The sequence below is a fragment of the Thioalkalivibrio sp. ALJ4 genome, from assembly GCF_000377225.1.
In the GTDB taxonomy this organism is placed as follows: domain Bacteria; phylum Pseudomonadota; class Gammaproteobacteria; order Ectothiorhodospirales; family Ectothiorhodospiraceae; genus Thioalkalivibrio.
The window spans coordinates 671,336-695,986 of sequence record NZ_KB897917.1 but is presented as its reverse complement, the minus strand read 5'-3'; the positions used below and the strand labels follow the sequence as shown (position 1 = coordinate 695,986).

The 24,651-nt window shown below is 64.1% G+C and carries 25 protein-coding genes; 16 read left to right on the top strand and 9 right to left on the bottom strand.

Annotation, left to right across the window (positions count from 1 at the left end; all coding sequences use genetic code 11):
* The first annotated feature begins 76 nt into the window (after positions 1-76).
* The 12 genes from C936_RS0103325 (at position 77) to C936_RS0103270 (ending at position 12,089) form a co-directional block, all read left to right on the top strand.
* The gene (locus C936_RS0103325) at positions 77-628 is read left to right on the top strand and encodes a GspH/FimT family pseudopilin (protein WP_255325688.1); all 552 of its coding nucleotides are present in this window, start codon (positions 77-79) and stop codon (positions 626-628) included.
* On the top strand, positions 628-1,401 hold the full coding sequence (locus C936_RS0103320) for a PilW family protein (protein WP_255325689.1): 774 nt from the start codon (positions 628-630) through the stop codon (positions 1,399-1,401). The genes C936_RS0103325 and C936_RS0103320 overlap by 1 nt, the downstream gene beginning before the upstream one ends.
* Before the next feature lie 83 nt (positions 1,402-1,484).
* Positions 1,485-2,648 carry a pilus assembly PilX N-terminal domain-containing protein gene (locus C936_RS0103315; RefSeq protein WP_018649179.1) on the top strand — a complete coding sequence of 388 codons (1,164 nt, stop codon included), beginning with the start codon at positions 1,485-1,487 and terminating at the stop codon, positions 2,646-2,648.
* A complete protein-coding gene (locus C936_RS0103310; protein ID WP_018649178.1) occupies positions 2,645-4,507 on the top strand; it encodes a hypothetical protein in 1,863 nt (620 codons plus the stop codon). The genes C936_RS0103315 and C936_RS0103310 overlap by 4 nt, the downstream gene beginning before the upstream one ends.
* 144 nt (positions 4,508-4,651) lie before the next feature.
* Complete coding sequence (locus C936_RS0103305; protein WP_018649177.1) at positions 4,652-5,176, top strand: GspH/FimT family pseudopilin; 525 nt, start codon at positions 4,652-4,654, stop codon at positions 5,174-5,176.
* Between the two features lie 92 nt (positions 5,177-5,268).
* The gene (locus C936_RS0103300) at positions 5,269-5,787 is read left to right on the top strand and encodes a GspH/FimT family pseudopilin (protein WP_018649176.1); all 519 of its coding nucleotides are present in this window, start codon (positions 5,269-5,271) and stop codon (positions 5,785-5,787) included.
* Positions 5,788-5,796: 9 nt separating this feature from the next.
* Positions 5,797-6,267: a type IV pilus modification protein PilV gene (pilV, locus tag C936_RS0103295; protein WP_038038469.1), complete on the top strand. Its 471-nt coding sequence runs from the start codon at positions 5,797-5,799 to the stop codon at positions 6,265-6,267.
* The gene (locus C936_RS0103290; protein WP_018862866.1) at positions 6,264-7,298 is read left to right on the top strand and encodes a PilW family protein; all 1,035 of its coding nucleotides are present in this window, start codon (positions 6,264-6,266) and stop codon (positions 7,296-7,298) included. The genes pilV and C936_RS0103290 overlap by 4 nt, the downstream gene beginning before the upstream one ends.
* Positions 7,299-7,300: 2 nt before the next feature.
* Complete coding sequence (locus tag C936_RS0103285; RefSeq protein ID WP_018649173.1) at positions 7,301-7,798, top strand: PilX N-terminal domain-containing pilus assembly protein; 498 nt, start codon at positions 7,301-7,303, stop codon at positions 7,796-7,798.
* Between the two features lie 31 nt (positions 7,799-7,829).
* Entirely contained in the window at positions 7,830-11,354 is a 3,525-nt protein-coding gene (locus tag C936_RS0103280; protein ID WP_231363209.1) for a pilus assembly protein, read from the top strand.
* Positions 11,355-11,367: 13 nt separating this feature from the next.
* Positions 11,368-11,679 (top strand): hypothetical protein, encoded by a 312-nt coding sequence (locus C936_RS0103275; protein ID WP_018649171.1) that lies wholly within the window; start codon positions 11,368-11,370, stop codon positions 11,677-11,679.
* Complete coding sequence (locus C936_RS0103270) at positions 11,676-12,089, top strand: type IV pilin protein (RefSeq protein WP_018649170.1); 414 nt, start codon at positions 11,676-11,678, stop codon at positions 12,087-12,089. Before C936_RS0103275 ends, C936_RS0103270 begins: the two co-directional genes overlap by 4 nt.
* A 123-nt stretch (positions 12,090-12,212) precedes the next feature.
* Here the strand turns inward: C936_RS0103270 and typA are convergent, their stop codons facing one another.
* From typA to speA, 3 genes are all read right to left on the bottom strand, one after another.
* Entirely contained in the window at positions 12,213-14,033 is a 1,821-nt protein-coding gene (gene typA, locus C936_RS0103265; RefSeq protein WP_018175170.1) for a translational GTPase TypA, read from the bottom strand.
* A 417-nt stretch (positions 14,034-14,450) separates the two neighbouring features.
* Positions 14,451-14,699 (bottom strand): YcgL domain-containing protein, encoded by a 249-nt coding sequence (locus tag C936_RS0103260; protein WP_018138978.1) that lies wholly within the window; start codon positions 14,697-14,699, stop codon positions 14,451-14,453.
* Between the two features lie 4 nt (positions 14,700-14,703).
* Positions 14,704-16,608 (bottom strand): biosynthetic arginine decarboxylase, encoded by a 1,905-nt coding sequence (gene speA / locus C936_RS0103255; RefSeq protein WP_018175169.1) that lies wholly within the window; start codon positions 16,606-16,608, stop codon positions 14,704-14,706.
* 314 nt (positions 16,609-16,922) lie between these two features.
* On the opposite strand from speA, the gene speE reads away from it, so the two are divergent.
* From speE to C936_RS0103240, 3 genes are all read left to right on the top strand, one after another.
* The gene (gene speE, locus C936_RS0103250) at positions 16,923-17,774 is read left to right on the top strand and encodes a polyamine aminopropyltransferase (RefSeq protein ID WP_018175168.1); all 852 of its coding nucleotides are present in this window, start codon (positions 16,923-16,925) and stop codon (positions 17,772-17,774) included.
* A 317-nt stretch (positions 17,775-18,091) separates the two neighbouring features.
* Positions 18,092-18,319 carry a ParD-like family protein gene (locus C936_RS0103245; RefSeq protein ID WP_012981615.1) on the top strand — a complete coding sequence of 76 codons (228 nt, stop codon included), beginning with the start codon at positions 18,092-18,094 and terminating at the stop codon, positions 18,317-18,319.
* Positions 18,319-18,603 carry a type II toxin-antitoxin system RelE/ParE family toxin gene (locus C936_RS0103240; RefSeq protein ID WP_018175167.1) on the top strand — a complete coding sequence of 95 codons (285 nt, stop codon included), beginning with the start codon at positions 18,319-18,321 and terminating at the stop codon, positions 18,601-18,603. Before C936_RS0103245 ends, C936_RS0103240 begins: the two co-directional genes overlap by 1 nt.
* 288 nt (positions 18,604-18,891) lie before the next feature.
* Here the strand turns inward: C936_RS0103240 and fetB are convergent, their stop codons facing one another.
* From fetB to folB, 6 genes are all read right to left on the bottom strand, one after another.
* Positions 18,892-19,698: an iron export ABC transporter permease subunit FetB gene (fetB, locus tag C936_RS0103235; protein WP_012981613.1), complete on the bottom strand. Its 807-nt coding sequence runs from the start codon at positions 19,696-19,698 to the stop codon at positions 18,892-18,894.
* Positions 19,689-20,309: an ATP-binding cassette domain-containing protein gene (locus tag C936_RS0103230; protein WP_018175166.1), complete on the bottom strand. Its 621-nt coding sequence runs from the start codon at positions 20,307-20,309 to the stop codon at positions 19,689-19,691. The genes fetB and C936_RS0103230 overlap by 10 nt, the downstream gene beginning before the upstream one ends.
* Positions 20,310-20,511: 202 nt before the next feature.
* The gene (locus C936_RS0103225; RefSeq protein ID WP_018138249.1) at positions 20,512-21,765 is read right to left on the bottom strand and encodes an ammonium transporter; all 1,254 of its coding nucleotides are present in this window, start codon (positions 21,763-21,765) and stop codon (positions 20,512-20,514) included.
* 37 nt (positions 21,766-21,802) lie between these two features.
* Positions 21,803-22,141 carry a P-II family nitrogen regulator gene (locus C936_RS0103220; protein ID WP_012981610.1) on the bottom strand — a complete coding sequence of 113 codons (339 nt, stop codon included), beginning with the start codon at positions 22,139-22,141 and terminating at the stop codon, positions 21,803-21,805.
* 65 nt (positions 22,142-22,206) lie between these two features.
* Positions 22,207-22,920: a TorF family putative porin gene (locus C936_RS0103215; RefSeq protein WP_018175165.1), complete on the bottom strand. Its 714-nt coding sequence runs from the start codon at positions 22,918-22,920 to the stop codon at positions 22,207-22,209.
* A 254-nt stretch (positions 22,921-23,174) separates the two neighbouring features.
* Positions 23,175-23,540, bottom strand: a complete 366-nt coding sequence (gene folB, locus C936_RS0103210) for a dihydroneopterin aldolase (RefSeq protein WP_018138247.1) — start codon at positions 23,538-23,540, stop codon at positions 23,175-23,177.
* A gap of 111 nt (positions 23,541-23,651) precedes the next feature.
* Between folB and C936_RS0103205 the strand changes: the two genes are divergently transcribed.
* Positions 23,652-24,644, top strand: coding sequence for an amidoligase family protein (locus tag C936_RS0103205; protein WP_018175164.1), 993 nt, complete (start codon positions 23,652-23,654; stop codon positions 24,642-24,644).
* The last annotated feature ends 7 nt before the right edge of the window (positions 24,645-24,651 follow it).

Genomic DNA, 24,651 nt, shown 5'->3' with positions numbered 1-24,651 from the left:
TGAGCGGTCAACCCATACCCGCTCGTTCAACCCATACTACATATACGAAATCGTATACCCGGCGAGGTCAATCCGCATGCCGCTTGCGCCCACCATCTCTGCAAGCCGAATCACCCGCAGGCCCCAGTCCAGCACGGGCTTCACCTTGATCGAACTGATCGTGGTGGTGTCCGTGCTTGCAATCATCGCGACGCTCGCAGCTCCCAACCTGATCAGCTTGCTTGACAACCGGCGTCTGAACGGTGCTGCCGAAGCGGTCCTGGCGGAGCTCCAGTTCGCACGATCGGAAGCGATCATGCGCTCCGGCGAGGTTACGCTGGAACTACCTTCCAACGGAGCCTGGCTTGTGGTCCGCGATGCCAACAATCAAGACATCCGACGGATCAACAACGATGACTTCCCCCGCATCCAGATCGCCGCCAACGAAACCTGGGATGACGGGATCCTGATGGACCCCGTGCGCGGTCTGGCGCTTCGCACGACCAACACCGATCAGGTGATTTCACCGGTGGCCTCCATAACGGTGTCCGACCCGCGCGGACGATCCCTGGAAATTCGCCTGAACGCGCTTGGCCGGTCATGGATTTGCCAGCCCGATGGTAGTGGGCGTTACGGGGCCTGCACCTGATGCGGAAAGAAACGACGAAATACACGGCCGTCACCAACCCAGGGAAAGGAGTCCCTGGGCGGCGGACTGCTCAGCATGGTGTGACACTGATCGAACTGATGATTGGTCTCGTCGTGGGCCTGATCGTGCTTCTCGCACTTTCCACGGTTTACATCGTCACCGTGAGTGCCAGCAACGAGACATTGTCATCCGTTCGTCTGAATCAGGATATGCGTTCCACCATGCTGATCGTCTCATCGGACATCCGACGGGCCGGATACTGGAACCAGAATCTGAACGCGGCCAGCCCTTTCGCTCAGGGAACCGGACAGGGCTTGCAACTGGACGACTGCGCTTCCGAAAGTACCAACTGCGGGCGCCTGGATTACGCCTTCGACCGAAATCGTGACGGCACCATCGGCAGCAACGAGTTGTACGGGTTTCGTCTTAGCGAAGGATCGGTCCAGATGCTGAATCCGTCATCGGCCCCCGATGACGAAGAATGGGTGGTACTCGTCGGCGGGGCCAATGACCCAGTGGAAATCACCAGCCTGACTTTTACTGCGATCGCAGATCCGGGGCAGGAAGGTCAGTTTCTCTGCCGGAATATCTCCACGGGCGAAGGGAGTTTTTCATCCTGCTCTGCGGATGCCAGCGACGCCGGCGACCCAGGACAGACCATTCTGCAAAAGCGCCGCATTCGTATTGTCATGGAGGGTCGGCTTGGTGACCACCGGGTCACGCTTACCGAGACCGTGCGGGTGCGCAACGACCGACGGGTAACACTGCAATGAATCGCGTGACCCAAACCATGAGACCGACCCGCATGCGAAACTTTCCAGCGCTGTCGTCGCCTCCGAGGAGACAGGCCGGCGCCATGGCGTTGGTCGTCGGCGTCATTCTATTCTTCGGCGCCACCCTGATCGCCCTTTACACCACTGACCCTGTTCGCACCGAGCAGCAAATGGCGGGCAACGAATACCGGTCGTTTCAGGCCCTGAACGCGGCTGAGGCTGGACTGGGTTACGTGCAGTCCATTTTCGTTTCCTACGATGTCGACAGCCTCGATTGCGGCCCTCATTTTCTCGGTTCCAACGATGCCGGCCCCAACAATAATCGAGGAAGCTTCGAGGTCGTCCGCATTGATGGTCAGGCATGCTCCGATTTCGAAGCGCCATCCGACGTCGCCGCAATCGGCTACGTAACCCTCGATATCGAGGTGGAAGGCCGTAGCGACGATGGATCCGCCGTTCGCCAGTTGTCGCAAAGCGTGTTCCTGATGGACTTTGGCGAAGGCGCTTCAGAAGGGAGCCTGGCTCCCCTCAACTTTGCCGGCGACGTCGACTTCGACGCACCGAACAGTAACTCGTTTCGGGTGGATGGCGCTGGCGGGCCGGCCATCTCGCTCCAGGATGCAGCGAACCGCGACGCGGTAATCAACGCGATCACCGAAGTGGGGCGTGCGGACAACTACGACGGCCCCATCTCGGACGGTGGATTTGGCGACCCTTGGGACAATCCCAACGCCCTGAATGACTTTGTCAGTGCCATCGAAGCAGAGGCCAATGTGATATCCGGCAATCATTCGGTTGGCGGCAACAGCAGTCTCGATGGCGTGAACGTCGTGAATGGAGATATGGAATTCAGCGGCAACGCGGGAGGGTCGGGTGTCCTGGTGGTGAAGGGGGGCCTGACCACATCCGGGACACCGCAGTTTGACGGACTGATCATCGTCCTGGGCGGCAGCTACACAGTGACTGGCGGCGGCAGTGGCGGCCTGGAAGGCTCCATGTTCGTCTCGAACTTGATTCAGAACAATGGGGGTTATGAATACGGCGAGACCACCTTCCAGAGCTCGGGGGGCGGAACCGCCGACTTCAATTACAACTTTGCGGCGCTCAATGCCGCCCGTGACCTCCTGAGCCAACAGGCACGGGACCTCTGGTATCTGGAGGACCCCACCGGACCGTCCGGGCCCAATATCTATGGCGCGGGCATTCAGACAGGCATCATCGCAGGCAGCTGGGTGGACTTCGAATGAAATACTCTTTCTATCGCACGGGCGATGCAGCGCTGCCAAAGGCGCGCACCCACGGCTTTGCTCTTCTTGAGGCCTTGATTGCGTTGATCGTTTTCGCGGTAGGCCTGCTCGCGATCGCGCAGTTCCACGGCACGTTGATGCAGACGAGCGGCCAGAGCAAAGCCTCAAGCGAAGCCCTCTATCTAGCCCAGCAGAAGATTGACGAATTGCGATCCGTCAGCTGGGAAGAAATGGAAAGCGGTAGCGAAGCTGGGCTCGAAGGGACCAACGACGTCTTTGAGCTAACGTGGGAGGTGATCAAAGACGGCGATCTCGCCGATATCAGGGTACGCGTAAACGGCTCGGAGATCGATGGCATACAACTGTACACCTCAATTTCCCGCGTCGCCGACATCGCACTCGCGCAAAGCGACGGAGACGGCACTACCGGCACGTATCGAAACGAAGATGGCGAAGTCGAATTACCCACTGATGCCCATGAAGGGCAAACGGTCGATGGCATGATGGTCCGCACGGACGAAAGCGGGGAGATCACCGAGATCATTGACCCGGATACCGGTGACTTCCTGGAAGTTCCGAACGGCAGTGCGCGCATTAGTGGGAACATCTTTTTCCGAGGGGACGACTTCTTGGACAACGGACTCCCTCCAATCCAGATTACAGCCACGGGGAACACCCTTTGCCGTGTATTCCCCGGGCAGGGGCTCAGCCACAGCACCACATTCGGTAGCTATGAGGCGATCGGATATTCGTGTTACGTGTCCAACGGCTGGCTGGGCAATATCGTGGCCTTCCCGCAGGACCCGACGACACAGGTTTGCATTGGTTCGCCCAACGAACGGCCTCAGGCATTTTCCGGCGGACTGGGCGGGGCCGTGGAACGCCGTTACTTTGGCAATCGCATCACCGAAGAGGACACGATTGTCGAAATCGGGATCACGGGCAGCACCATCGAAGGGAAGGCCAGCATCGGCACGGTATGCGATCGCGACGGAGACTGCCGCGACACGGAGGTTGAATATTTCGTCCCCGGAGGTCATCACTTCCTGGTAAAAGACGACTCCAGTGACTGCGAGCAAGCGATGCTCCAGTTCAGCGAGGAACACGTCGGGCACGAAAATCACCAAGCCGACAGTGCGGACAACCCAAATAACCCGTTCTACGACAACCCGGCTGGCCTGGTGTGCACCACTCGCCCCACCTGCGGGGCCGTAACGCAAACACGCACCACCTTCCGCACCCGAATGAGCGGATTCCTCGACGCGGACAGCAACGTCTCGACCGCCGATGCACGGATGTCGGGTGGCTCTCTCGAATGTCAGACGTTTGGGCGCCTCGGGGACGGGGATGGCAGCGGAGCCTACTGGTGTCCGGTTACCGACCCCATGCGCAATTCCGCCCAAGGCGTGGTCGGTGCGGCCTCCGGGTCCGGAGTCGAGGTCGATGAACTGTGGGGCTACCGAATCGAGCGCGACGGACAGGGCGAGCTCATCGAAAAGCGGGCCGGGCGCTCGGCTTCCTCTCTCAACATTGAAAAAATACTCGACTTCAACAACCTGGGGTTCGTACTGGCCGCCCGCGACAGTGGTGTCGAAGACGATGATGATGACGACCCGCCCCCGTCCGGATCGGAATGCACGACCGTGGTGCAGGGCAACCGCCAGAACCAGAACTGGAGCGTTTCGGTCGACCTGCCCTCGTCAGGGGGTTCCTGCTCCTACCCGAGCAACAGCACCTATTCCTGCTCCATTGAAGCGCTCGAAGGAGAGACGATCGAACTGTTGGCTTCGGGGCCCGGCAATCAACTGCGTGAGTTCCGCGGAACAACGAACTGCGGAACGATCAACTATAACTTCTAGCATCATGAGACGAAGTTACGTCACGAGAGCAGGGGGCGTGCCCGGATGACGCGAGCATCAGAAAGGTAGCGTGCTCGCTCCAGTAGCGATAATTCACGCAAACCATTAGAGTCATCGCTCAACCTACTCAGGGAGGAGTCTGGTATGCGCAAGGATGCGCTCGGGCTGACGCTCGTAGAATTGATGGTGACGCTGGTGATGTTCGCGGTGCTGATCGGCATCGCGGCGCCCGCTTTCGGCAAGCTGGTCGAGCAGAATCGCGTGACCGGCGCGACGAACTCCTTTCTGACCACCCTGCACCTGGCGCGTAGCGAGGCGATTCGTCGCGGCTCGCCGGTCACGCTGTGCACATCCCAGAATGGTTCTACCTGTTCGGCAGCCGGCGACTGGGACGGCGGCTGGATTCTCTATCAGAACGCTGGACTGGCCACACAGCCGCCGGGGCCTGATGCGATCGTGCGCGTGGGGCCTGAGGCCCCGCGCGTCGAAATCGCCGGCAACACCCCCACCCGTCACTACATCAGTTTCGACGCATTAGGGCAGTCGCAGCAGCTCTCCGGTGCCTGGCTAATGGGGACCGTCCGTGTCTGCGCGGGCGAAGACTCGGGGCGGGCGATCGTGCTGTCGAATACGGGGCGACCACGAGTGGGAGAAGCAACATGCGGCTGAAGTGATAAAAACACCGTCCATTGCCGTATTTGGACCGCCGGTTAGAACAGGACTACTCGCGGCCCTTCCCATCATCTAGAAATGAGCCCGTCATGGAAGACTCGGCTATCCGACAAACCCGGCGAAAGGGATTTTCGCTGGTGGAGCTGATGATCACGATTACCGCGCTGGTGATCCTGATCAGCCTCGCCATCCCGCACTTCTCCACCCACGTGGAGAACCACCGCACCTCGGCGACCACCAACGAACTCGTCAATGCCCTGAATCTCGCCCGCAGCGAGGCAGTCCGCCGCGGGCGGCCCGCAGCCGTATGCCCGGATGGCAACGACTGGGAGGGTGGCTGGGAGGCACGGGTGTTTGCCGTGGACGAAGACCCGAACGACTGCAGCCAGGGCACGGCCATGCGGCAATGGTCAGGCCCGGCCAGCCCCATTCGGCTCGCGGCCAATGGCTCACTCGCCTTCGACGCCCTGGGTGCCCAGTCCAGTCCGGAACCGACCGATGCCGCTATTCGCGTCTGGCCGCAAGGCTGCAACGGCGAGCGCGCGCGTTCGCTGCATGTCGAGCCGGGCGGGCGCGTATCGACACAGCCCGACAGCTGCCCGGAATAGGCCACGTCGATGCCATCACATTCACTCCCCGTTGTCCGTTTGGCCCGCGCCCGTGGCGTCACCCTGATCGAGGTACTCGTCGCCCTGGTGGTGCTCTCCATTGGCGTCATTGGGCTGGCGGCCCTTCAGGCGCAGGCGCTTCAGATGAACCAGGGTGCCTACATGCGTGCACAGGCGACCAACCTTGCCTACGACATCGCCGATCGCATGCGCACAAACCGGGCGGCCGCCCTGGATGGCACCTATGACACGAGCTTCCAGTCACCACCCGATTGCGAGGCCCCGGGAACGGGGCCCGACCTGGCAAGCGCCGACCTGACGCAATGGCGGGTGGCGCTGGCCTGTGCCCTTCCGGAAGGACAAGGCCGCATCGAACGCAACGGTGATGTTTTCACCATCACCATTCGCTGGGACAACCGGCGCCTGGTGGAGGACGGCGAAGAGCCCTTTGAAGAGTTCGTCACGAGGACCGGGATATGAATGCCGGCCCCTCATTTGGCCCGACCAGGAACCGTGTGCGCGGCTTCACCCTGGTGGAGCTGATGGTCGCGATGGTGCTCGGACTGTTGATCGTGGGCGGGGTCATCGCCCTGTTCGTCTCCACCCAGCAGACCTCGCGCACACAGGAGGCCATGTCGCGCGTGCAGGAAACAGGGCGCTTTGTCATCGAACGCATCGCTCGCGACGCACGGGAGGCCGGGCACCAGGGCTGCCGTGGCGGCAATATCAACAACCTGCTCGACACGGCTAGCACGGATTTCGACCCCTGGTCGCACACGGTCGAATCTGCATTCCTGCCCCCGCAGCCACCCAGCGACCATCTTCGTGGTGACGTCCTGACCCTGCATGGCATGACCTCGATCGGGTCGGTTGCCGTCGCGGTGCCCAATACCACCGCGCCGATCAACACGGTGGACCCGGTCAATGTCTCCCAGGGCGAGATCGTGCTGGTCGCGGACGAGGCCGGCACCACCTGCGAGCTGTTCCAGAACGCCCCAGCCCAGCCCGGCGTGCTCAGCCGTGCGACCGGCGCGAACATCTCGCCAGGCAACGTGGGCGGAGACCTCACGGACTTCTCCGGGCCCGCCACCCTCTCGATCTCCCGGCTCGAAACCATCACCTATTACATCGGCGAATCCTCCGCCAGCCCCGGTGTGACCAGCCTGTTCCGCCGCAGCACGGCGGATACCGATAGCAACGGCAACCCGGTGCGCCGCGAGATCGCCGAGGGGGTGTATGACATGCGGCTGGAATTTGGGCAGGACACCAACGACAACCAGCAGGTCGACCGCTTCGTGGCCGCGGGCAATACCACCAGCTGGAGCGAAAGCGACTGGGCCCGGGTCGCCGCGGTGCGCGTCCACCTTCTCGTCTACAACGGGCTGGACAACAACGTGGTGGATCAGCCCCGCAGCGGACTGCTGTTCGCGAACGAGTTGTTCGATGCGCCGGACCGGCGTCTGTACCAGGTGTTCACTACCACCGTCGCCACGCGCAACCGGCTGGAATGACCATGAACGTGACACCTCGAAGCGCTTCCCGTCGGCATCGGCAGCAGGGCTCGGCCCTGATCGTCGGTCTGGTACTGCTGCTGGTGATCACGCTGGTCGCCGTCACCGGCATGCGCAACACCATTCTGCAGGAGCGGATGACCGGCAACATGCTGGACCGCAACCTGGCGTTTCAGGCCGCCGAGGCTGCCCTGCGGCATGGCCAGATGAATCTTGATCCGGGTGCAGCGGCGGAGCCCGTGGACGCACCAGCCGATCCTCTCGCCTGGGAAGAACGACTCGCCAACGGCGGCGGAACAGCCTATGCCCCGCCGGACGCAGAGGGCTTCGGGCTGTACGCGATGCCGCGCTACTACATCGAGGCCGTGCCAGTTCCCCCGGTGGATGCACTCGCCGCAGACGAAGCCCTGCCCAACCAGGATCTCTACCGGATCACGGTGCGCGCGCAGGGCGGATCACCCGAGGCTGTCGTGATCCTGCAGGCCACCTTCCGCCACTAACCCTCGGCCACCGCATGACGCAAGGATGCCCATGACGCCAGGAATCTCCACGCCGCGAGCCGCGACCCGCCACACCCTGGTTACAGCTGCGCTGGGCGTCGCGCTAGCCAGTATGCCGGCGATCGTGACGGCACAGGTCGCCAACAAGCCGCTGTTCCTCACCGGGCCAGGCCTGCCGCCCAACGTACTGCTGATTCTCGACAACTCGGACAGCATGCAGGAGGGCCTGAGCCAGGGCCGGGTCGCGATGGACTGGGATCAGTGTGCCCCGGGCGAGGACCTGGAACCCGACACGTGCCCGGCCGGTGCCCGCTACGAAGACAGCAAGGGCAGCATCGTCAAACGTGTAGGACAAAACCTGATCAACGAGTATCGAGGGCGCATCAACCTGGGACTGATGGCCTATCAGCAACATCCGCCCAGCAACGCCCGCAACGACGTCTTCATCAGCGCGGTAGACGACCCAGCCGATCTGGGCACCGTGCTCTGGCGTCTGGTCCACCGCCCGCATGACGTGCGCTACGCCCCCACGCCGAATCCCGATTTCTACGATCCGGACCACGAGGGCCCATGGGATTCGGATACCAAGCGCTTCCGCGAGCCCCACCCCACGCGCGACGATGTCTGGGTCTTTTATAACGTGGCCGTGCCCGGCTATCAGTGGATCACGGCGGAGGATGGGGCGACCGGCTTTCCCGAACACGACGAGACCTGGTTCTGCGAATACACCGGAAACTTCGCCGAGGACGACCTATTTCCGTTCGACTGCTACCGCGATGTCGCCACGGGTTTCGGCGGGCAGCCCGTTTATTCGAACCAGATCCCGCTGAACCTGCTCGGCACCCTGACCGACAGCATGCGCCAGCGCGGTGTTACGCACTGGGGCGAACACATGATCTTTTCCCAGCTCAATCAACCGGAATGGCGCGCCAACCATTCACCGGGCCTCGGCTATCTGCATGTACCCATCGGCGGGTTCGACGCCGACGGCAACGTGGACCCCGACCACTGGGAAGCGATCGAGCGCAAGCTGGAGCCTCAACGCCACGACTGGTCACCCGGCGATGGCAATGTGCTGGTGGACCCGGACTGGCCACTGATTGCCGCCGGGCTCACGCCACTCGAGGGGACGATGCGCACCGCGCGTGACTACTTCCTCGGACAAACCGAGCACTTCGGCAGTGATCAGGGGAATCTCGATACGCCCGAGATCCCGCGCAGTTGCGATGTCAACGCCGCGGTCTGGGTCACCGACGGCCTCCCTTCGGTGCAGGCCGACGGTACCGAACTGGGCGACGACCCGGCCACCGCAATCCGCCAGGCGTCCGACGCGATCGAGGACTTCCACGCCACAACCGACGTGGACACCTACATCGTGGGCTTCGCGCTGCCGCCCGGAATCGAGGAACTGGACGACGACATGCCGGAGAACCCGCTGAACCTTCTGGCCGAATCCGGGGGCACCGGCTCCGCCTTTGACGCGGCCAGCGAGGACGGCCTGCAGGACGCCATGTCGCGGATCTTCGAGGGCGTAATCGCGGAGGCGACCGGCAGCTCCGCTGCCGTGGCGGCCAACTCCACCAGCCTGCAGGCCGGGTCCGCGATCTTCCAGGCCGGTTTTGACTCCAGCGACTGGTCGGGAGAGTTGCGGGCCTTTCGGCTGACCAGCCCCGCCCTGGATGGCGGCGAACTGATCGAATCGAGCCCAGCCTGGGATGGCGAGGCCCAGCTGCCATCACCTGCGGGGCGCGACCTGCTGACCTGGGCACCCAGCGAAGAACCGGATGATTTCTCGCCGACCTGGAGCCAGGGCGAAACCGTCGCCTTCGAATTCTCGGCACTCACTGATACCCAGCAGGAAGCCCTGGGCGGAGACGGGACCGGCCCGCAGCTTCTCGACTGGCTGCGTGGCGTGTCAGATAACGAGGGTTTTGGCGCAGACCAGTTCCGCCCCCGGCAGCGCCTTCTGGGCGATATCGTGAACTCACGCCCGCTGTTTGTGCATGCGCAGGACTTCGGGTATGGGCACCTTGAGGGCATCGGCGAATCCTACAGTGACGCGCTCGATTCCTGGAGGGCCCAGGCCCCGCTGGTGGCCGTCAACGCGAACGACGGCAAGTTCCATGCGTTCGACGGCCGACTCCCCTGTCAGGACAACCTCCCCGAACCCATTGGTGGCTGCTCCTCGGAAGGCGGACACGAGGTCTTCGCGCTCGTCCCCAACGCCGTCTATGGCGACTTCCAGGACCTCTCCAGACCCGATTACGACCGGCGCTATGTGCTGGATGGCTCACCCCGGCTCGGTCACGTGCATGACGGAACCGGCTGGCGGCGCATCGTGGTGGCCTCGCAGGGGGCGGGTGGAACCGCCGTGTTCGCGCTGGATATCGACCGGCAGGAAGTTCTGTGGGAGATCGACCACCGTCACGAGGCATTCGAGTCCTCTCTCGGCCGGGTCATCGGCGACCCCGTGCTCGGGCGCGCCGCCAGCGGGCAATGGATCACCGCGATTCCGAACGGCTACGGCAGCGAGAACGGCCAGGCTTCAATCCTGATTCTCGACACCCTGAGCGGCGAACAGCTGTCCGAATGGATACCGAACCACCCGGACAACACCGCAGACAACGGCATGTTCAGCCCCGTACCCGTCGACACCAGCGGCGACCGCAAGATCGACCGCATCTACGCCGGGGATCTGAATGGCAACCTCTGGCGTCTGGATCTGGGTGGAAACGGTCCCGCGCAGTGGGGTGCCCCGGGGTTCCTCACTACCGGCAACCAGACTACACCGCTATTCCAGGCCCGTGATGCGAGCGGCACCCGTCAACCGATCACGGCGCGTCCAGCGGTCGCGCGCGACGACAGTGGGCACGTGAACCTGTTCTTTGGCACCGGCCAGTATTTCGAGGTCGACGACAACAACCCCGACAACAGCTCCACGCAGAGCCTGTACGGGGTACGAGATCGCGACGAGGGCATCGTCGAGCGCGCCGATCTGCTGGTCCAGGCGATCCGGCACGAGGTCCAGGCATTCGGCTTTGATCTGCGCGTTACCAGCGATCACACCATGGAGGACAGCCACGCCGGCTGGGTGATGGATCTTGTCTCGCCGCTGTTCGGTTTTCAGGGCGAACGGGTGGTGGAAGATGCCCTGATCCGGCACGGCGACCGCGTCGTCTTTGCCACCCTGATCCCCGAGCCCAGCAGCGATCCCTGCGACCCCGGTGGCGGGACCGGCTGGATCATGGAGTTCGATGCCTTCAGCGGCGGCCGGCTGGAGCGATCGCCCTGGGACCTCAGCGGCGAAGGCTTTGGCGAAGAAAGCTTCGTGGAAGTCCCGGTCGAGAACGAGGATGGCACCGTGGAATCGATCGCCCTGCCCGCCCACGGAATCCGCTCGCCAGTCGGCATTCCCTCGCGGCCAACGGTGGTCGAGGACCAGCAACGGCGGGATCGCGAATACAAACTGCCCGTCGGCTCCGGAGGAGAGGTCTGGCAGATGCCGGACGAGGAACGCCCGGGCTTCACCTGGCGCAGCTGGCGTCAGCTCCGCTAACAGGAGATACAGGATGAACAAACCGGGAACAACCTTCCCCGCGATGGGCCGCCGACGGGCGATCGGCGTGCTGGTTGCGTTGGGTCTGACCCCGACCTTCGCGATGGCCTACGTCGAGCAGGAACGCACGGTTGAAGGCGTGCTGGAACGCAGCCTTCCGGAACAGAAGCAGGTCGTCATCAATGGCGAACGACTGCGCCTGCATTCGCGTCTACCGCATCCGAAGCATCGTCGCACTCATGGCGACACGAGTCCGGCGGTCGGCGACCGGGTACGGGCCACAATCGCTAACGGCCGAGTCGTGCAGCTGGAGCGAAAGCCATGACCCCCAAAGTACCTCGGGGCGGTCTCGGGTTCACCCTCATCGAGGTAATGGTGGTGGTCGCCGTCGTGGGCATCCTCGCAGCGATTGCCTACCCCTCCTACCAGAACCATGTGACCAACACCTGGCGGGGCAATGCCGCCGGCTGCCTGACCGAGGCCGCACAGTCGATGGAGCGGCGCTACACCCGTGAAATGAGCTACGAGGGCGACCTGCCCAGTCGCGGCTGCATGACCGAAAGCGGCATGCCGGATCGGTACAGTTTCCGTCTGGCCGAGGTCGACCGGGCCTCGTTCCGGCTCGAGGCCGTACCCCAGGGGGTCCAGGCCAGCCGTGACACCCGGTGCGGCACCCTTACCCTGAACGAGCGCGGCGAACGCGGTGCCAACGGTACCGCGTCCGATTGCTGGTGAAATCGACGGGCCAGCCCGAACAAGCCCCGGCGATCCGATGCCCAAACAAAAGCGCCCGGCGGGTAAACCCGGCCGGGCGCCTGTTATTGCCTTGCCCCTTGTAGGAGGCGCTGGCGTTGACCGTTACGCCGAGGCGGCGCGGGCGGCCTTCTTGCGTTCGTGCTCGAGCAGGAACTTCTTGCGGATGCGGATGTTTTCCGGCGTGACCTCGACGAGTTCATCGTCGTCGATGAACTCGATGGCCTGCTCCAGCGTCATGCGGATCGGCGGGGTCAGCTGGATGTTCTCGTCCGTGCCGGCGGCGCGGATGTTGGTCAGCTGTTTGGCCTTGAGCGCGTTGACGACCAGGTCGTTCTCGCGCGAGTGCAGGCCGATCACCATGCCCTCGTAGACCTCGTCGCCGGGGCCGATGAACAGCTTGCCGCGATCCTGCAGGTTGAACAGGGCAAAGCCCAGCGCTTTGCCAGCGGCGTTGGCGATCAGCACGCCGTTCTGGCGCGAGGCGACCGCACCCGGCTGGTAGGGGCCGTAGTGGTCAAAGATGTGGTGCAGGATGCCGGTGCCGGAGGTCGCGGTCATGAACTCGGTCTGGAAGCCGATCAGCCCGCGCGACGGGATGATGAAGTCCAGGCGCACGCGGCCCTTGCCGTCCGGGACCATGTTGGTCATGTCGCCCCGGCGTTCGCCGAGCTTTTCCATGATCGTGCCTTGGTGCTGTTCCTCGACGTCGACGGTGACGGCCTCGTAGGGCTCCTGCTTAACGCCGTCCACTTCCTTGATGACCACTTCCGGGCGCGAGACGCCCAGCTCGTAGCCTTCGCGGCGCATGTTCTCGATCAGGATGCCCAGGTGCAGTTCGCCACGCCCGGAGACCTTGAACTTGTCAGCGTCGTCGGTCTCTTCCACGCGCAGGGCGACGTTGTGCTTGAGCTCTTCCAGCAGGCGGTCGCGCAGCACACGCGAGGTCACGTACTTGCCTTCGCGCCCGGCGAACGGCGAGGTGTTGACCTGGAAGGTCATGGTCACCGTCGGCTCGTCCACGGTCAGCGGTTCCATCGCCTCGACGTTATTCGGGTCGCACAGGGTGTCGGAGATGTACAGCTCGTCCATGCCGGTGAAGGTAATGATGTCGCCGGCGCGGGCCTCCGCGACCTCGACACGCTCCAGGCCATGGAAGCCCATGATCTGCAGCATGCGGCCATTACGCACCTTGCCCTCGCGGTCTACCACCTTGACCGGGGTGTTCGGCTTGATGCGCCCGCGCTTCACGCGGCCGATGCCGATCAGGCCCTGGTAGGAGTTGTAGTCCAGCGAGGAGACCTGCATCTGGAACGGGCCGTCGGCGTCGACGTTCGGCGGGGACACATGCTCGACGATCGTCTCCAGCAGACAGGTCATGTCGCCTTCGGTGACACTGGAATCCATGCCGGCGAAGCCGTTCAGGGCGGAGGCGAACACGATGGGGAAGTCCAACTGTTCGTCGGTCGCGCCGAGGCGATCGAACAGGTCGAACACCTGGTCCACGGCCCAGTCCGGGCGCGCGCCGGGGCGGTCGACCTTGTTGACCACCACGATCGGCTTGAAGCCCATCGCGAAGGCCTTCTGGGTCACGAAGCGGGTCTGCGGCATCGGGCCGTCGACCGCGTCCACCAGCAGCAGCACGGAGTCGACCATGGACAACACCCGCTCGACCTCGCCACCGAAGTCGGCGTGTCCGGGGGTGTCGACGATGTTGATGCGGTAGTCCTGCCATTCGATGGCCGTGTTCTTGGCCAGGATGGTGATCCCGCGTTCTTTCTCGATCGCGTTCGAATCCATGATCCGCTCGCCGTGGTCGCCGCGCGCATCAAGCGTGCCGGACTGGCGCAGGAGCTGGTCGACCAGCGTGGTCTTGCCATGATCAACGTGGGCGATGATGGCGATGTTGCGAAGCTTCTCGGTCATGGAATACGAACTCTGGATACTGGCAAAAGGGCCGACACTATACAGACTTATTCGTGACCGCGCTGCGACTTCCCTGTTTTGTGCGCAGGCTCCTTCGCCTTCACGCGCCGCCAGCGCAGCACATCGACCACCTGCCCTGCATCGGTAGCCGGCGCCCTCGGCCGCAACCGATTCACCTCGTTACCCCGCCCACAGTCACCCTGCCCCGGTCATCCCGGCCGCAGCGCAGCGAAGAGCCGGGATCTCCCGCGCCGGATCGGCCTCAAGGGTTGGGAATACCCCGACGCATGAGATCCCGGATAACCGCTTGGCGGTTTCCGGGATGACCGTGTGGAGGCTTCGAGGGTCCGGGATAGCCCGAGCAAGGGTCGGTTCGAGGGGGTTGGCGGCGCCATGTGCGGGCGACCGCGCGGGAGATCAGGTGCTGGGTTCGTCTTCCGGGGGCGGGAGCTGGAGGTGAAAGCCCTGCTCCTTGAGGTTGGCCAGGACCTTTTGCGGGTCTTCCTGGGCCAGGCTGCGCTCCGGGGTCAGTTCGAACTCCAGGGCGAACTCGAGGCGCCCGAGTGCACGGGTCAGGCCATCGGGGAGTTCGGAGAAGTCGTCCTTCTGCGGCAGGTAGACGTAGGTATCGGCGCGCCGGGTCGCGCGGTAGACATAGCACTGCATGGGTTCAGTCCTCGAGATAGGTGTAGCCGGTCAGGCCCTGTTCCAGCTCCGCCAGCAGCCGGCCCGCGGCCTCGCCACGCAGGCCGGCGGCGTCGATCTTGGCGCGGAAGGTGCGGCGCAGGTCATCCGGGGCAAAGTGCACATAGGAGAGCAGTTCGTCGACGGTGTCGCCCCGTTCCGGGTCGACCAGTCGGTACCCGCCCTCGGGCAGCAGCTCAACGTTCACGGTATCCGTGTCGCCGAACAGGTTGTGCAGATCCCCAAGGATCTCCTGGTAGGCGCCCACCAGGAAGATGCCGAGGTAGTACGGCTCGCGGTCGTTCCACGGGTGCAGGGCGAGCGTGGTATGCGTGCCCTCGCGCTCCACGTAGTGCTCGATGTGGCCATCGGAGTCGCAGGTCAGGTCCTGCAATACCGCGCGCCGGGTGGGCCGCTCGGCCAGCCGGTGCAGCGGCATGATCGGGAAGATCTGGTTGATCGCCCAGGTGTCCGGAATCGACTGGAACACGGAGAAGTTGCAGAAGACCTTGTCCGCCAGCTTGTCGGTCAGTTCCGCGTGGATCTCCGCCGGCAGGGCCTCGGGCCGCGCCAGCAGGCGCTGGCACAGGGCGAAGTAGATCGCCTCGGCGCGGGCACGGTCCGCCAGCGACAGCATCCCGCGGGCAAAGCGTGCCTGCACCTCGGACAGGCCGTAGGCGGCATCGTGGTAGATCTCGGAGGCCGGGCGCTCGCCGTCCTCCAGCAGGGCGCGCATGGCGGCGATCTCGGGCAGCTCGCCATTCTCGGCGGGCGGGACGTCGCCATCACCCGGGGCCGGCTCGCAGTCGATCACGTTGGTGATCAGCACCGCGTGGTGCGCGGTCAGGGCGCGGCCGGACTCGCTGAAGACCTCGGGCATGACCAGGCCCTGCTCCTCGCAGATGCGCTTGAGCGGGCGCAGGATGTTCAGCGCGTACTCCTCCACCGAATAGTTGATGGAGCACTCGTTGCGCGAACGCGAGCCCTCGTAGTCGATTCCGAGACCGCCGCCGACATCCACCACCCGCAGGGCCGCACCGGCCTCGGTCAGCGCGGCGAAGTAGCTGGCCGCCTCGCCCATGCCATTCTGGATGTCGCGGATGTTCGCGATCTGCGAGCCCATGTGGAAGTGCAGCAGTTGCAGCCGGTCCAGCCGGCCAAGACCCCGCAGGCGCTCCAGGATGCCCAGCACATCCGCCGCGGACAGGCCGAACTTGGCCTTCTCGCCACCGGTGTTCTGCCACTTGCCCTTGCCGATTGAGGCCAGGCGCACGCGCAGGCCCAGCAGCGGCTCGACCTGCATGGCCTCGGCCTGGCGGATCACCTCCTCCAGCTCGGAGGGCTTTTCGATCACGATATACACGCGATGCCCGAGCTGCCGGCCGATCAGCGCCAGGCGCACGTATTCGCGGTCCTTGTAGCCATTGCAGATGATCGCCGCACCCGGGCGCGACTGCGCCAGCACGGCCATCAGCTCCGGCTTGCTGCCGGCCTCCAGCCCCACGCGTGGGGTCAGCCCCTCGGCATCCGGCTGATCGCCGGCCGCCAGGATCTGATCCACCACGCTGCGCTGCTGGTTGACCTTGATCGGGTAGATGGCGGTGAACGTACCTTCGTACTCCAGCTCGCGCGCGGCGGTATCGAAGGCCCGCGCCAGGCGGCGCACCCGGCCGTCCAGCACATCCTGGAATCGCACCAGCACCGGCGGACCCACATGCTCCTCGCGCAGACGACCCGCCAGCTCGTACAGATCCACGCCGGGGTGATCCGGCCAGTCCGCACGGCGCATCGCCACGTGGCCCGCGGCGTTCACCTCGAAGAAGCCACCGTTCCAGTGATCGATACCGTAGGTGGCGCGGGCCTCATCCAGATTCCAGGGCGTGACGGTCATGGTATTCCCGGATTTTAAAAGCTAGGAAAGCCCCGTCATTGCGAGGAGCGAAGCGACGTGGCAATCGCCTTCATCATCCACCCGAACACCAGGGGCGATCAGGGCAACCAAGCGCACTGCCCTCATTCAGGAGATTACTCGCTACGCTCGCCCTTCGGGCCGGCCGGCGGCCGTTCAACGCAGCTTCGCTGCTTTTGTACGTCGTCGCCTACGGTTCCTCGCAATGACGAGAAGAGCGGAGTTGCCCGCAGGATACAGGGCACTATCATAGCGGCGCATCATACCGTCCACCGCACCGGCAAGGGGAGCCGCCAATGGCACTCGACAACAACTGGTTCAGCGAACCGCACGAAGACATGGCGCTGTCCCTGCGCATCAAGCAGAAGCTGCACGAGGAACAGACCCCGTACCAGAAGATCGAGATCTACGAGACCGAGGCCTTCGGCAACCTGATGGTGATCGACGACTGCGTGATGCTCACCGGCCGCGACAACTTTATCTACCACGAGATGATGTCGCACCCGGTGCTGTACTCGCACAGCGCCCCGAAGAACGTGGTCATCATCGGCGGCGGCGACTGCGGCACCCTGCGCGAGGTGCTCAAGCACGACGAGGTCGAGCGCGCCGTGCAGGTGGATATCGACGAGCGCGTCACCCGCCTGTCCGAACAGTACTTCCCGGAGCTGTGCGACGCCAACGACGACCCGCGCGCCGAGCTGCTGTTCGATGACGGTGTGCAGTACCTGAAGGACGCCGCCCCCGGCTCCATCGACGTGATCATTGTCGACTCCACCGACCCGGTCGGCCCGGCCGAAGGCCTGTTCTCCACCGCGTTCTACAAGGACTGCGTGAAGGCCCTGGGCGCGGATGGCCTGCTGGTGCAGCAGAGCGAATCGCCGCTGCTGCACACCGACAGCATCATCCGCCCGATGCACGACAGCCTGCGCGCGGCGAATTTCATCGACGCCCTGACGATGCACTTCCCGCAGGCCACCTACCCCTCCGGCTGGTGGACCTGCACCATCGCCGCGAAGGACTGCCCGGTGTCATTCCTGCGCGAAGAGGCAGCCGAGGAGCTGCCGTTTGTCACGCACTACTACAACGCCGCGATCCACCGCGCCGCCGGTGCTACTCCGGAGTTCTTCCGTCGCAAGCTGTTCGCCTGATCGCGCGCCAGGCCCCTGGCGGGGCCCTTCAATAACCCGTCATTGCGAGGCCCCGCAGGGGCCGTGGCACAAAAGCGCGAAGCGCGTTGAACGGCCGCAGGCCGGCCCGAAGGGCGAGCGCAGCGAGTAATCTCCCAACGAAACCCCCGACGTCTGCCCCGGCCGGCGTCAGGGCGCCCACGGAGATCGCCACGGCGCTGCGCGCCTCGCGATGACGGGCACCACAAACGCCGCAGGGTGCACCAATCCGGGCGTTTTCTTGCTGGCAATTCGGGCGCGCGCTACCATTGCTACATTTGTAGCAAAAGGAGCAGGCCATGAGTTTGCCCGTCCGCATTGATGAAACGCTCTACCAGCAGGCCCGCGCCCACGCGAAGGCCGAGCACCGGACCATCGCCGGCCAGATCGAGTTCTGGGCCGAGGTCGGGCGTACCGCCATGGACAATCCCGACCTGCCCATCGACTTCATCTGTGAACTCCTGATCGCCCGTGCCGAGGGCCGGGAACTGGCCACGCCGTTCACCCCCGAAGGCCAGCGCGACTGATGACCACGGACCTGGAGGTGCTGCAAAGCACCCGATTCCGACGGGCTTACAAGCGCCTGCACCCTGCCCAGAAGGCGGACGTGGACGACGCGGTCGCCGACATCATCCGCGACCCCGAGCTGGGTACCAGCAAGAAAGGGGATCTGGCGGGGGTCATGGTTTACAAGTTCAAATCACGCGGGCAACTGATGCTGCTCGCCTATGAGTACGATCCTCGCACGCGCCACCTGCTCCTGCTGGGGACACACGAGAACTTCTACCGGGACCTGAAACGCGATTCTTAATGCCGCCCGGACGTGTATCTGACCGATGCGGTTCGCTGCGCTCAGCGCATCCTACGGGGCTTCAATAACCCGTCATTGCGAGGCCCCGCAGGGGCCGTGGCACAAAAGCGCGAAGCGCGTTGAACGGCCGCCGGCCGGCCCGAAGGGCGAGCGCAGCGAGTAATCTCCCAACGAACCCCCCGACGCCTTCCCCGGCCGGCGTCAGGGCCGCCCACGGAGATCGCCACGGCGCTGCGCGCCTCGCGATGACGGGCACCACAAACGCCGCAGGGTGCATTGAGCTCGTGACTAGGCGTGGCGGCCGGCCTTGAGGCGGTCGAGGCGCAGGCGCTCGCGGGTGTCGAACAGGCGGCGGGAGGCGAACCAGACAGCGCCCAGGGTGCCGAAGCCGGTACCGGCGGTGATCAGGAACATGATCAGGATCTGGTACTTCACGGCCTCCACTGGCGGGGCGCCGGCCAGGATCTGGCCGGTCATCATGCCCGGCAGGCTGACGATGCCGGCGGCGGCCATGGCGTTGATGGTCGGCATCAGGCCGGAGCGCGCGGCCTCGCGGCGCATGGTCGTGACCGCCTCGCTCCAGGAGGCCCCCATCGCTAGCCGGCCCTCGATGGTGCGGCGCTCGCGCCAGACGGTCTGGGTTAGTCGGTCCAGCCCCAGCGCGATGCCGGTCATGGTGTTGCCGAGCAGCATGCCCAGTAGCGGGATCGCGTACTGCGGCTCCCACCAGGGGGTCGGGCCGACCATGGTGGTCAGCGCCAGCACCGTGACCGCGAACGCCGAGATGAACATGGTCACGGTGCCGATCCCGTAGCCCCACAGCCCGGCGAAGCGGCGCTGCTGGCGCGCCATCACCTCGTAGCCGGCCACCGCCAGCATGACCACGGCCATCAGCGCCACCCAGCCAAGCTGGGCGTGGTCGAACAGCGTCTGCAGGATCAGCCCGACCAGCAGCAGCTGGATCACGGTGCGCGCTCCGGCGATCAACAGGCTGCGCCCCAGCCCCATACGCGCCCAGACGGTCACCCCGGCCAGCGCGACGACCAGCAGCGCCGCCAGACTCAGATCGAATGGGGAAAGCGAGATCAGCTCCATGCGGGGGCCTCCAGCTTGCCGTTGCTGATGGTCAGGATGCGTCCACCGAGGCGCTGGCGTTGCAGCGTGTCATGGCTGACCCAAAGGGCCGCCGCCTCTTCCTCCGCTAGATATGTGCGTACCGCGCGTTCGATGCGCCTAGTGTTTTCCAGATCAAGGTTGGCGGTGGGCTCGTCCAGCAGGAGGACACGCGGCTGGTTCAGCAATGCGCGCAACAGGCCCAGGCGCTGCTTCTCGCCGCTGGAGAGGCGTTCGACCTCCCAGTGCAGGGACTCTTCCGGAAGGGCAACCTGCTCCAGCAGGTGCAGCGCCGTCTCGCGCGAGAAATCGGCGGGTAGGTGCTCGTCCACGCGCTCGCTCCACCAGGCGGTCTCGGCCGGCACATAGGCGACCTGCCGGCGCCACTGCACCGGGGGCATCGAGTCGCGGGGTGCACCAGCCAGACGGACCTCGCCAGTGTTCGGGTCCAGATCGGCCAGCGCGCGCAACAGCAGGGACTTGCCGGAGCCCGAGTCACCGGTAAGTTGCACCAGTTCGCCGGGCTGGAGTTGCAGTTCCAGCGGGCCCAAGTGGGCCGTTTTCAGCTCGTGTGCTTCGAACAGGCGATCCATGCTGGCGGTTCCGGTCAGGCGAAAGCGGAATCGTAACCGAACCCGCGGGGCTTCGCGGGGGCAAAAAAAGAGGGCGCCGGGGAGGCGCCCTGAAAGCCAACATCCTTGAGTCCTGGGAGACTGTTGTTGTCGGCGTCGGAGGAGACACTTTTGGGGTTCGGCCCGGCCCTCCGGGCCGAACCCCTACTCGCGTTTCGAGCGTTTACTGCTTCCCGGTGAATTCCGGGTAGGCCTCGAGGCCACACTCGGTGATGTCGGCACCGATGTCCTCGTCCTCTTCGCTCAGGCGAATGCCCATCACCGCCTTCAGGATGGCCCAGACGATCAGGGAAGCCGTGAAGACGAAGGCGAAGATGGCGAGCAGGCCCGCGATCTGGCCGAAGAACGTCGCGTCCGGGTTGGACAGCAGCACTGCCATCACACCCCAGATACCGGCGGTACCGTGCGCGGAGATCGCCCCGACCGGGTCGTCGATCTTCAGCTTGTCCAGCGCGACGATCGAGAAGACCACGATCACGCCACCAATGGCACCGATGATCATCGCCAGGAACGGGCTGGGCATCAGCGGCTCGGCGGTGATGGACACCAGGCCCGCGACCGCGCCGTTCAGCGCCATGGTCAGATCGGCCTTGCCGAACACCAGACGAGTGGTGATCAGGGCAGCGATCACACCCCCGGCCGCGGCCAGGTTGGTGTTGGCGAACACGGCGGCCACGGCGTTGGCGGATTCGATGTCCGAGACCTTCAGCTCGGAGCCGCCATTGAAGCCGAACCAGCCCAACCACAGGATCAGCACGCCCAGAGTGGCCAACGGCATGTTGGAGCCCGGGATCGCGTTGATCTGGCCGTCCTTGCCGTACTTGCCCTTGCGCGCCCCAAGGAGCAGCACACCGGCCAGCGCCGCAGCGGCACCCGTGAAGTGGACGATGCCGGAACCGGCGTAGTCGAGGTAGCCGATCTGGTCGAGGAAGCCTTCGCCCCAGCTCCAGAAGCCCTGGATCGGGTAGATGAAGCCGGTCAGCACGACCGCAAAGGCGAGGAAGGCCCACAGCTTCATCCGTTCGGCTACGGCACCCGAGACGATGGACATCGCGGTCGCCACGAACACGACCTGGAAGAAGAAGTCGGCACGATCGGAGTAGTAGATGTCGCCATCACTACCCAGCACGTCACCCACGGCGTTGTCGCCCGTGATCAGGAAGCCCAGGCTCGGGATCACGGAGCTCAGGCCATCGCCGTACATAATGTTGTAGCCGATCAGCATGTACATGATGCTGGCGATCGAATACAGGGCGATATTCTTGGTCGCGATTTCGGCGACACTCTTGGTGCGCACCATCCCGGCCTCGAGCATGGTAAAGCCCGCGGCCATCCACATCACCAGTGCACCGGCCACCAGAAAATAAAAGGTGTCCATCGCATAGGCGAGTTCGACAACTTGTTGTTCAATTTCCATGATTGAAATTCCTCATTCGATGGAAGAGGGAAAACCCTTAAAGGGCTTCCGGGCCGGTCTCGCCCGTGCGAATACGCACGACCTGCTCCACCGGGGTGATAAAGATCTTGCCGTCGCCGATCTTGCCCGTACTGGCAGACTTGGAAATGGCCTCGACCACCTGATCGACCAGGTTTTCGTCGACAGCCACTTCCAGTTTCACCTTGGGCAGAAAATCGACCACGTACTCGGCGCCGCGATAGAGCTCGGTATGGCCGCGCTGACGACCAAAACCCTTTACTTCGGTCATGGTCATTCCTTGCACGCCGATCTCCGAGATCGCCTCGCGGACATCATCAAGCTTGAACGGCTTGATCACGGCGGTAATCATCTTCATGTCGGACTCCTTGAGCGGGGCCGCCTGAGGGCGGACCCGCAGTTACTTGAGTGGAAAAGCCGGGTTTAGAACGTCTTGGTCCAGCCCACCCAGGCGCCAACGTCCTCGTCGGACTCGTCGACGTATTCAAGGTTGAAGCTGAACTCGCCCCAGTCGCCCGCATCGCGGGTGAGGCTCGCGGTGTAGTGGGTGTAGTTGTCGAGATCGGAGTCATCGAAGTTGGTGCGGCCCACGAGGAAGCCAGCGCTATAGACATCCATGAACGGGATATCCAAGCCGGCGTAGTAGTACATATCCTTTTTCTCGAGCGCGGAATCACTGCTGTCGTTCACGACATAGGCCATACCGGCGTACAAACCAACGGGCCCGGTATCGAACGAAACTTCACCGTAGACTTCGCCGAAGTCGGCGCTCAGGGAACCGCTGTCATCGCGCGCATCGGGGTAGGCGTAATACAGATACCCAACATCGTAGCCAAAGCCATTGTCGAACTCGTCGGCAAAGCCGAGATAAAGATCCATTTCGTAGCTGGTGTCGTCGCCAAAGTCGACGTTGGAGAGCCAGGTGCCGACGTAGAAGCCGGATTCGTGCTCATAGTCGATACCGCCCTGAATTGCGGCGCCATCATCGGTTTCGGAAAAGCCGCGGAAGTAGTAGTTGGAAACCGCCCCAATGTTCACGGAAAGCTCCGCGGTGGCAGCAGAGGTAAAGGCCACACCACCGGTGGAGCCGACAGTGACGATGGCGGCGGCCAGCGCGGAACGAGTGAACTTCTTCATATTGTGTTCTCCCAGTTGTGCAATCGAGTGTCGCGTAGTCGACACCCGGTCCTTGCACAGGCCGTGCCATATCGGGAAAACGGAGCCAGATCGGCTTTTCACAACACCTGTTGCAGGTGAACGACGCCAGCACGCACAAAAGCGGTGCGCACTAAAAGTGCACACGCACCATATTGGGTCAAGGAATGATAAATCTGTGACCGGCCGCACGGCCGGGGTCGAGGCGAACTAGGACAGGAACCGACGCAAAGGGATCAGGTGGAGGCTGGCAGGGTGCCGCGTTCGACCACGATGCCGACCTCGGCCACACCGGCGACCGCGCCGGGCTTGCCCAGCTCGATGCGCACCCACGGGGTGCGAAACTCGGCCATCAGGGCCTCCGCGATCTCCTCGGCCAGGGATTCCAGCAGCGCGTGGGGTTCGCGCGTGACGATCGCGCGCACGGCATTGGCCACCGCCTCGTAATCGACCGTGTCCGTGATCTCGCCCGAGTGCGCGGCGATGCGCGTGTCGGTAGCTAGCTGGATATCAAAGCGCAGGGGGCGCTGGATGCGCTGCTCCCAATCATAGACGCCGACGACGGCATCAATGCGCAGATCCTTGAGGTAGATTCGATCCATCCCGTACCTTTGCGGTCCGGCCCTGGCGGCCGGCGCCTATCGTACTGGCTTGCCCACAGCAGGTACACCGAACCGGTATCATGGCGCGGCAGCTTCCCAAGGACATTCCTGATGCCCGAGCGCTTTCACGATCTGCCCTGGCCAGACAATCCGGAAGGGTCACCCCGAAAGGTCGGCGTGGAGATCGAGATGGCCGGCGTCTCGCTCGAACGCATGGCCGAGGCCATCCGCGCCGAGTTCGGCGGGCAGGTCCGCTGTGAAAGCCCGTTCGTCGCCCGGGTCTGCGATACGGACCAGGGTGATTTCCAGGTGGAGCTGGATGCCCGGGTACTGAAGGACCGGGCGTATCGCAGCCACCTGCGGCGGCTGGGCATAGAGCTCGACGACACCGACGAGGCGGCGCTCGACCGCTGGCTGGCCGATGCCGCCGGGCGCCTGGTACCGCACGAGATCGTCGCACCACCGATACCGGCCTCGGCGCTTCCCCGGCTGGATCGCGTTCGGGCCGCACTGCAGGAAGACGGTGCCCTTGGGACCGAGCGTTCGCTGCTCTACGCGTTCGGGCTGCAGCTCAATATCGAGGTCCACAGCACCGATGCCGCCTGGATCCTCGATGTCCTGCGGGCCTTCCTGCTGCTGTACGAGATGCTGACGAACGCGGGCGAGATCGACCTGGCCAGACGCCTGTCGCCCTACATCCGCGCATTCCCCGGCACCTTCGTCCGCGAGACCCTGAACCCGGACTTCCAGCCGGACCAGGGGGAACTGATCGACCATCACCTCGCGCACAACACCACGCGTAATCGGCCGCTGGACATGCTGCCGCTGTTTGCCGAACTGGATCAGGAGCGGATCGACGCGGCCCCGGTCGAACATGAGCTGGTCAAGGCCCGGCCCGCGTTCCACTATCGTCTGCCCAACTGCGAGATCGACGATCCCGAATGGAGCCTGGCCCACCCCTTTAACGGCTGGGTCGAAGTGGAACGGCTCGCCGCGGACCGGGAACGCCTGCAGCGGATGAGCCGTGAATACCTGGAACGCCCCACCCAGGCACTGGGTCGCTGGGCCGACGACTGGGCCAGGAAGCTGCGTGGCTGGTTCTGAGTACGAC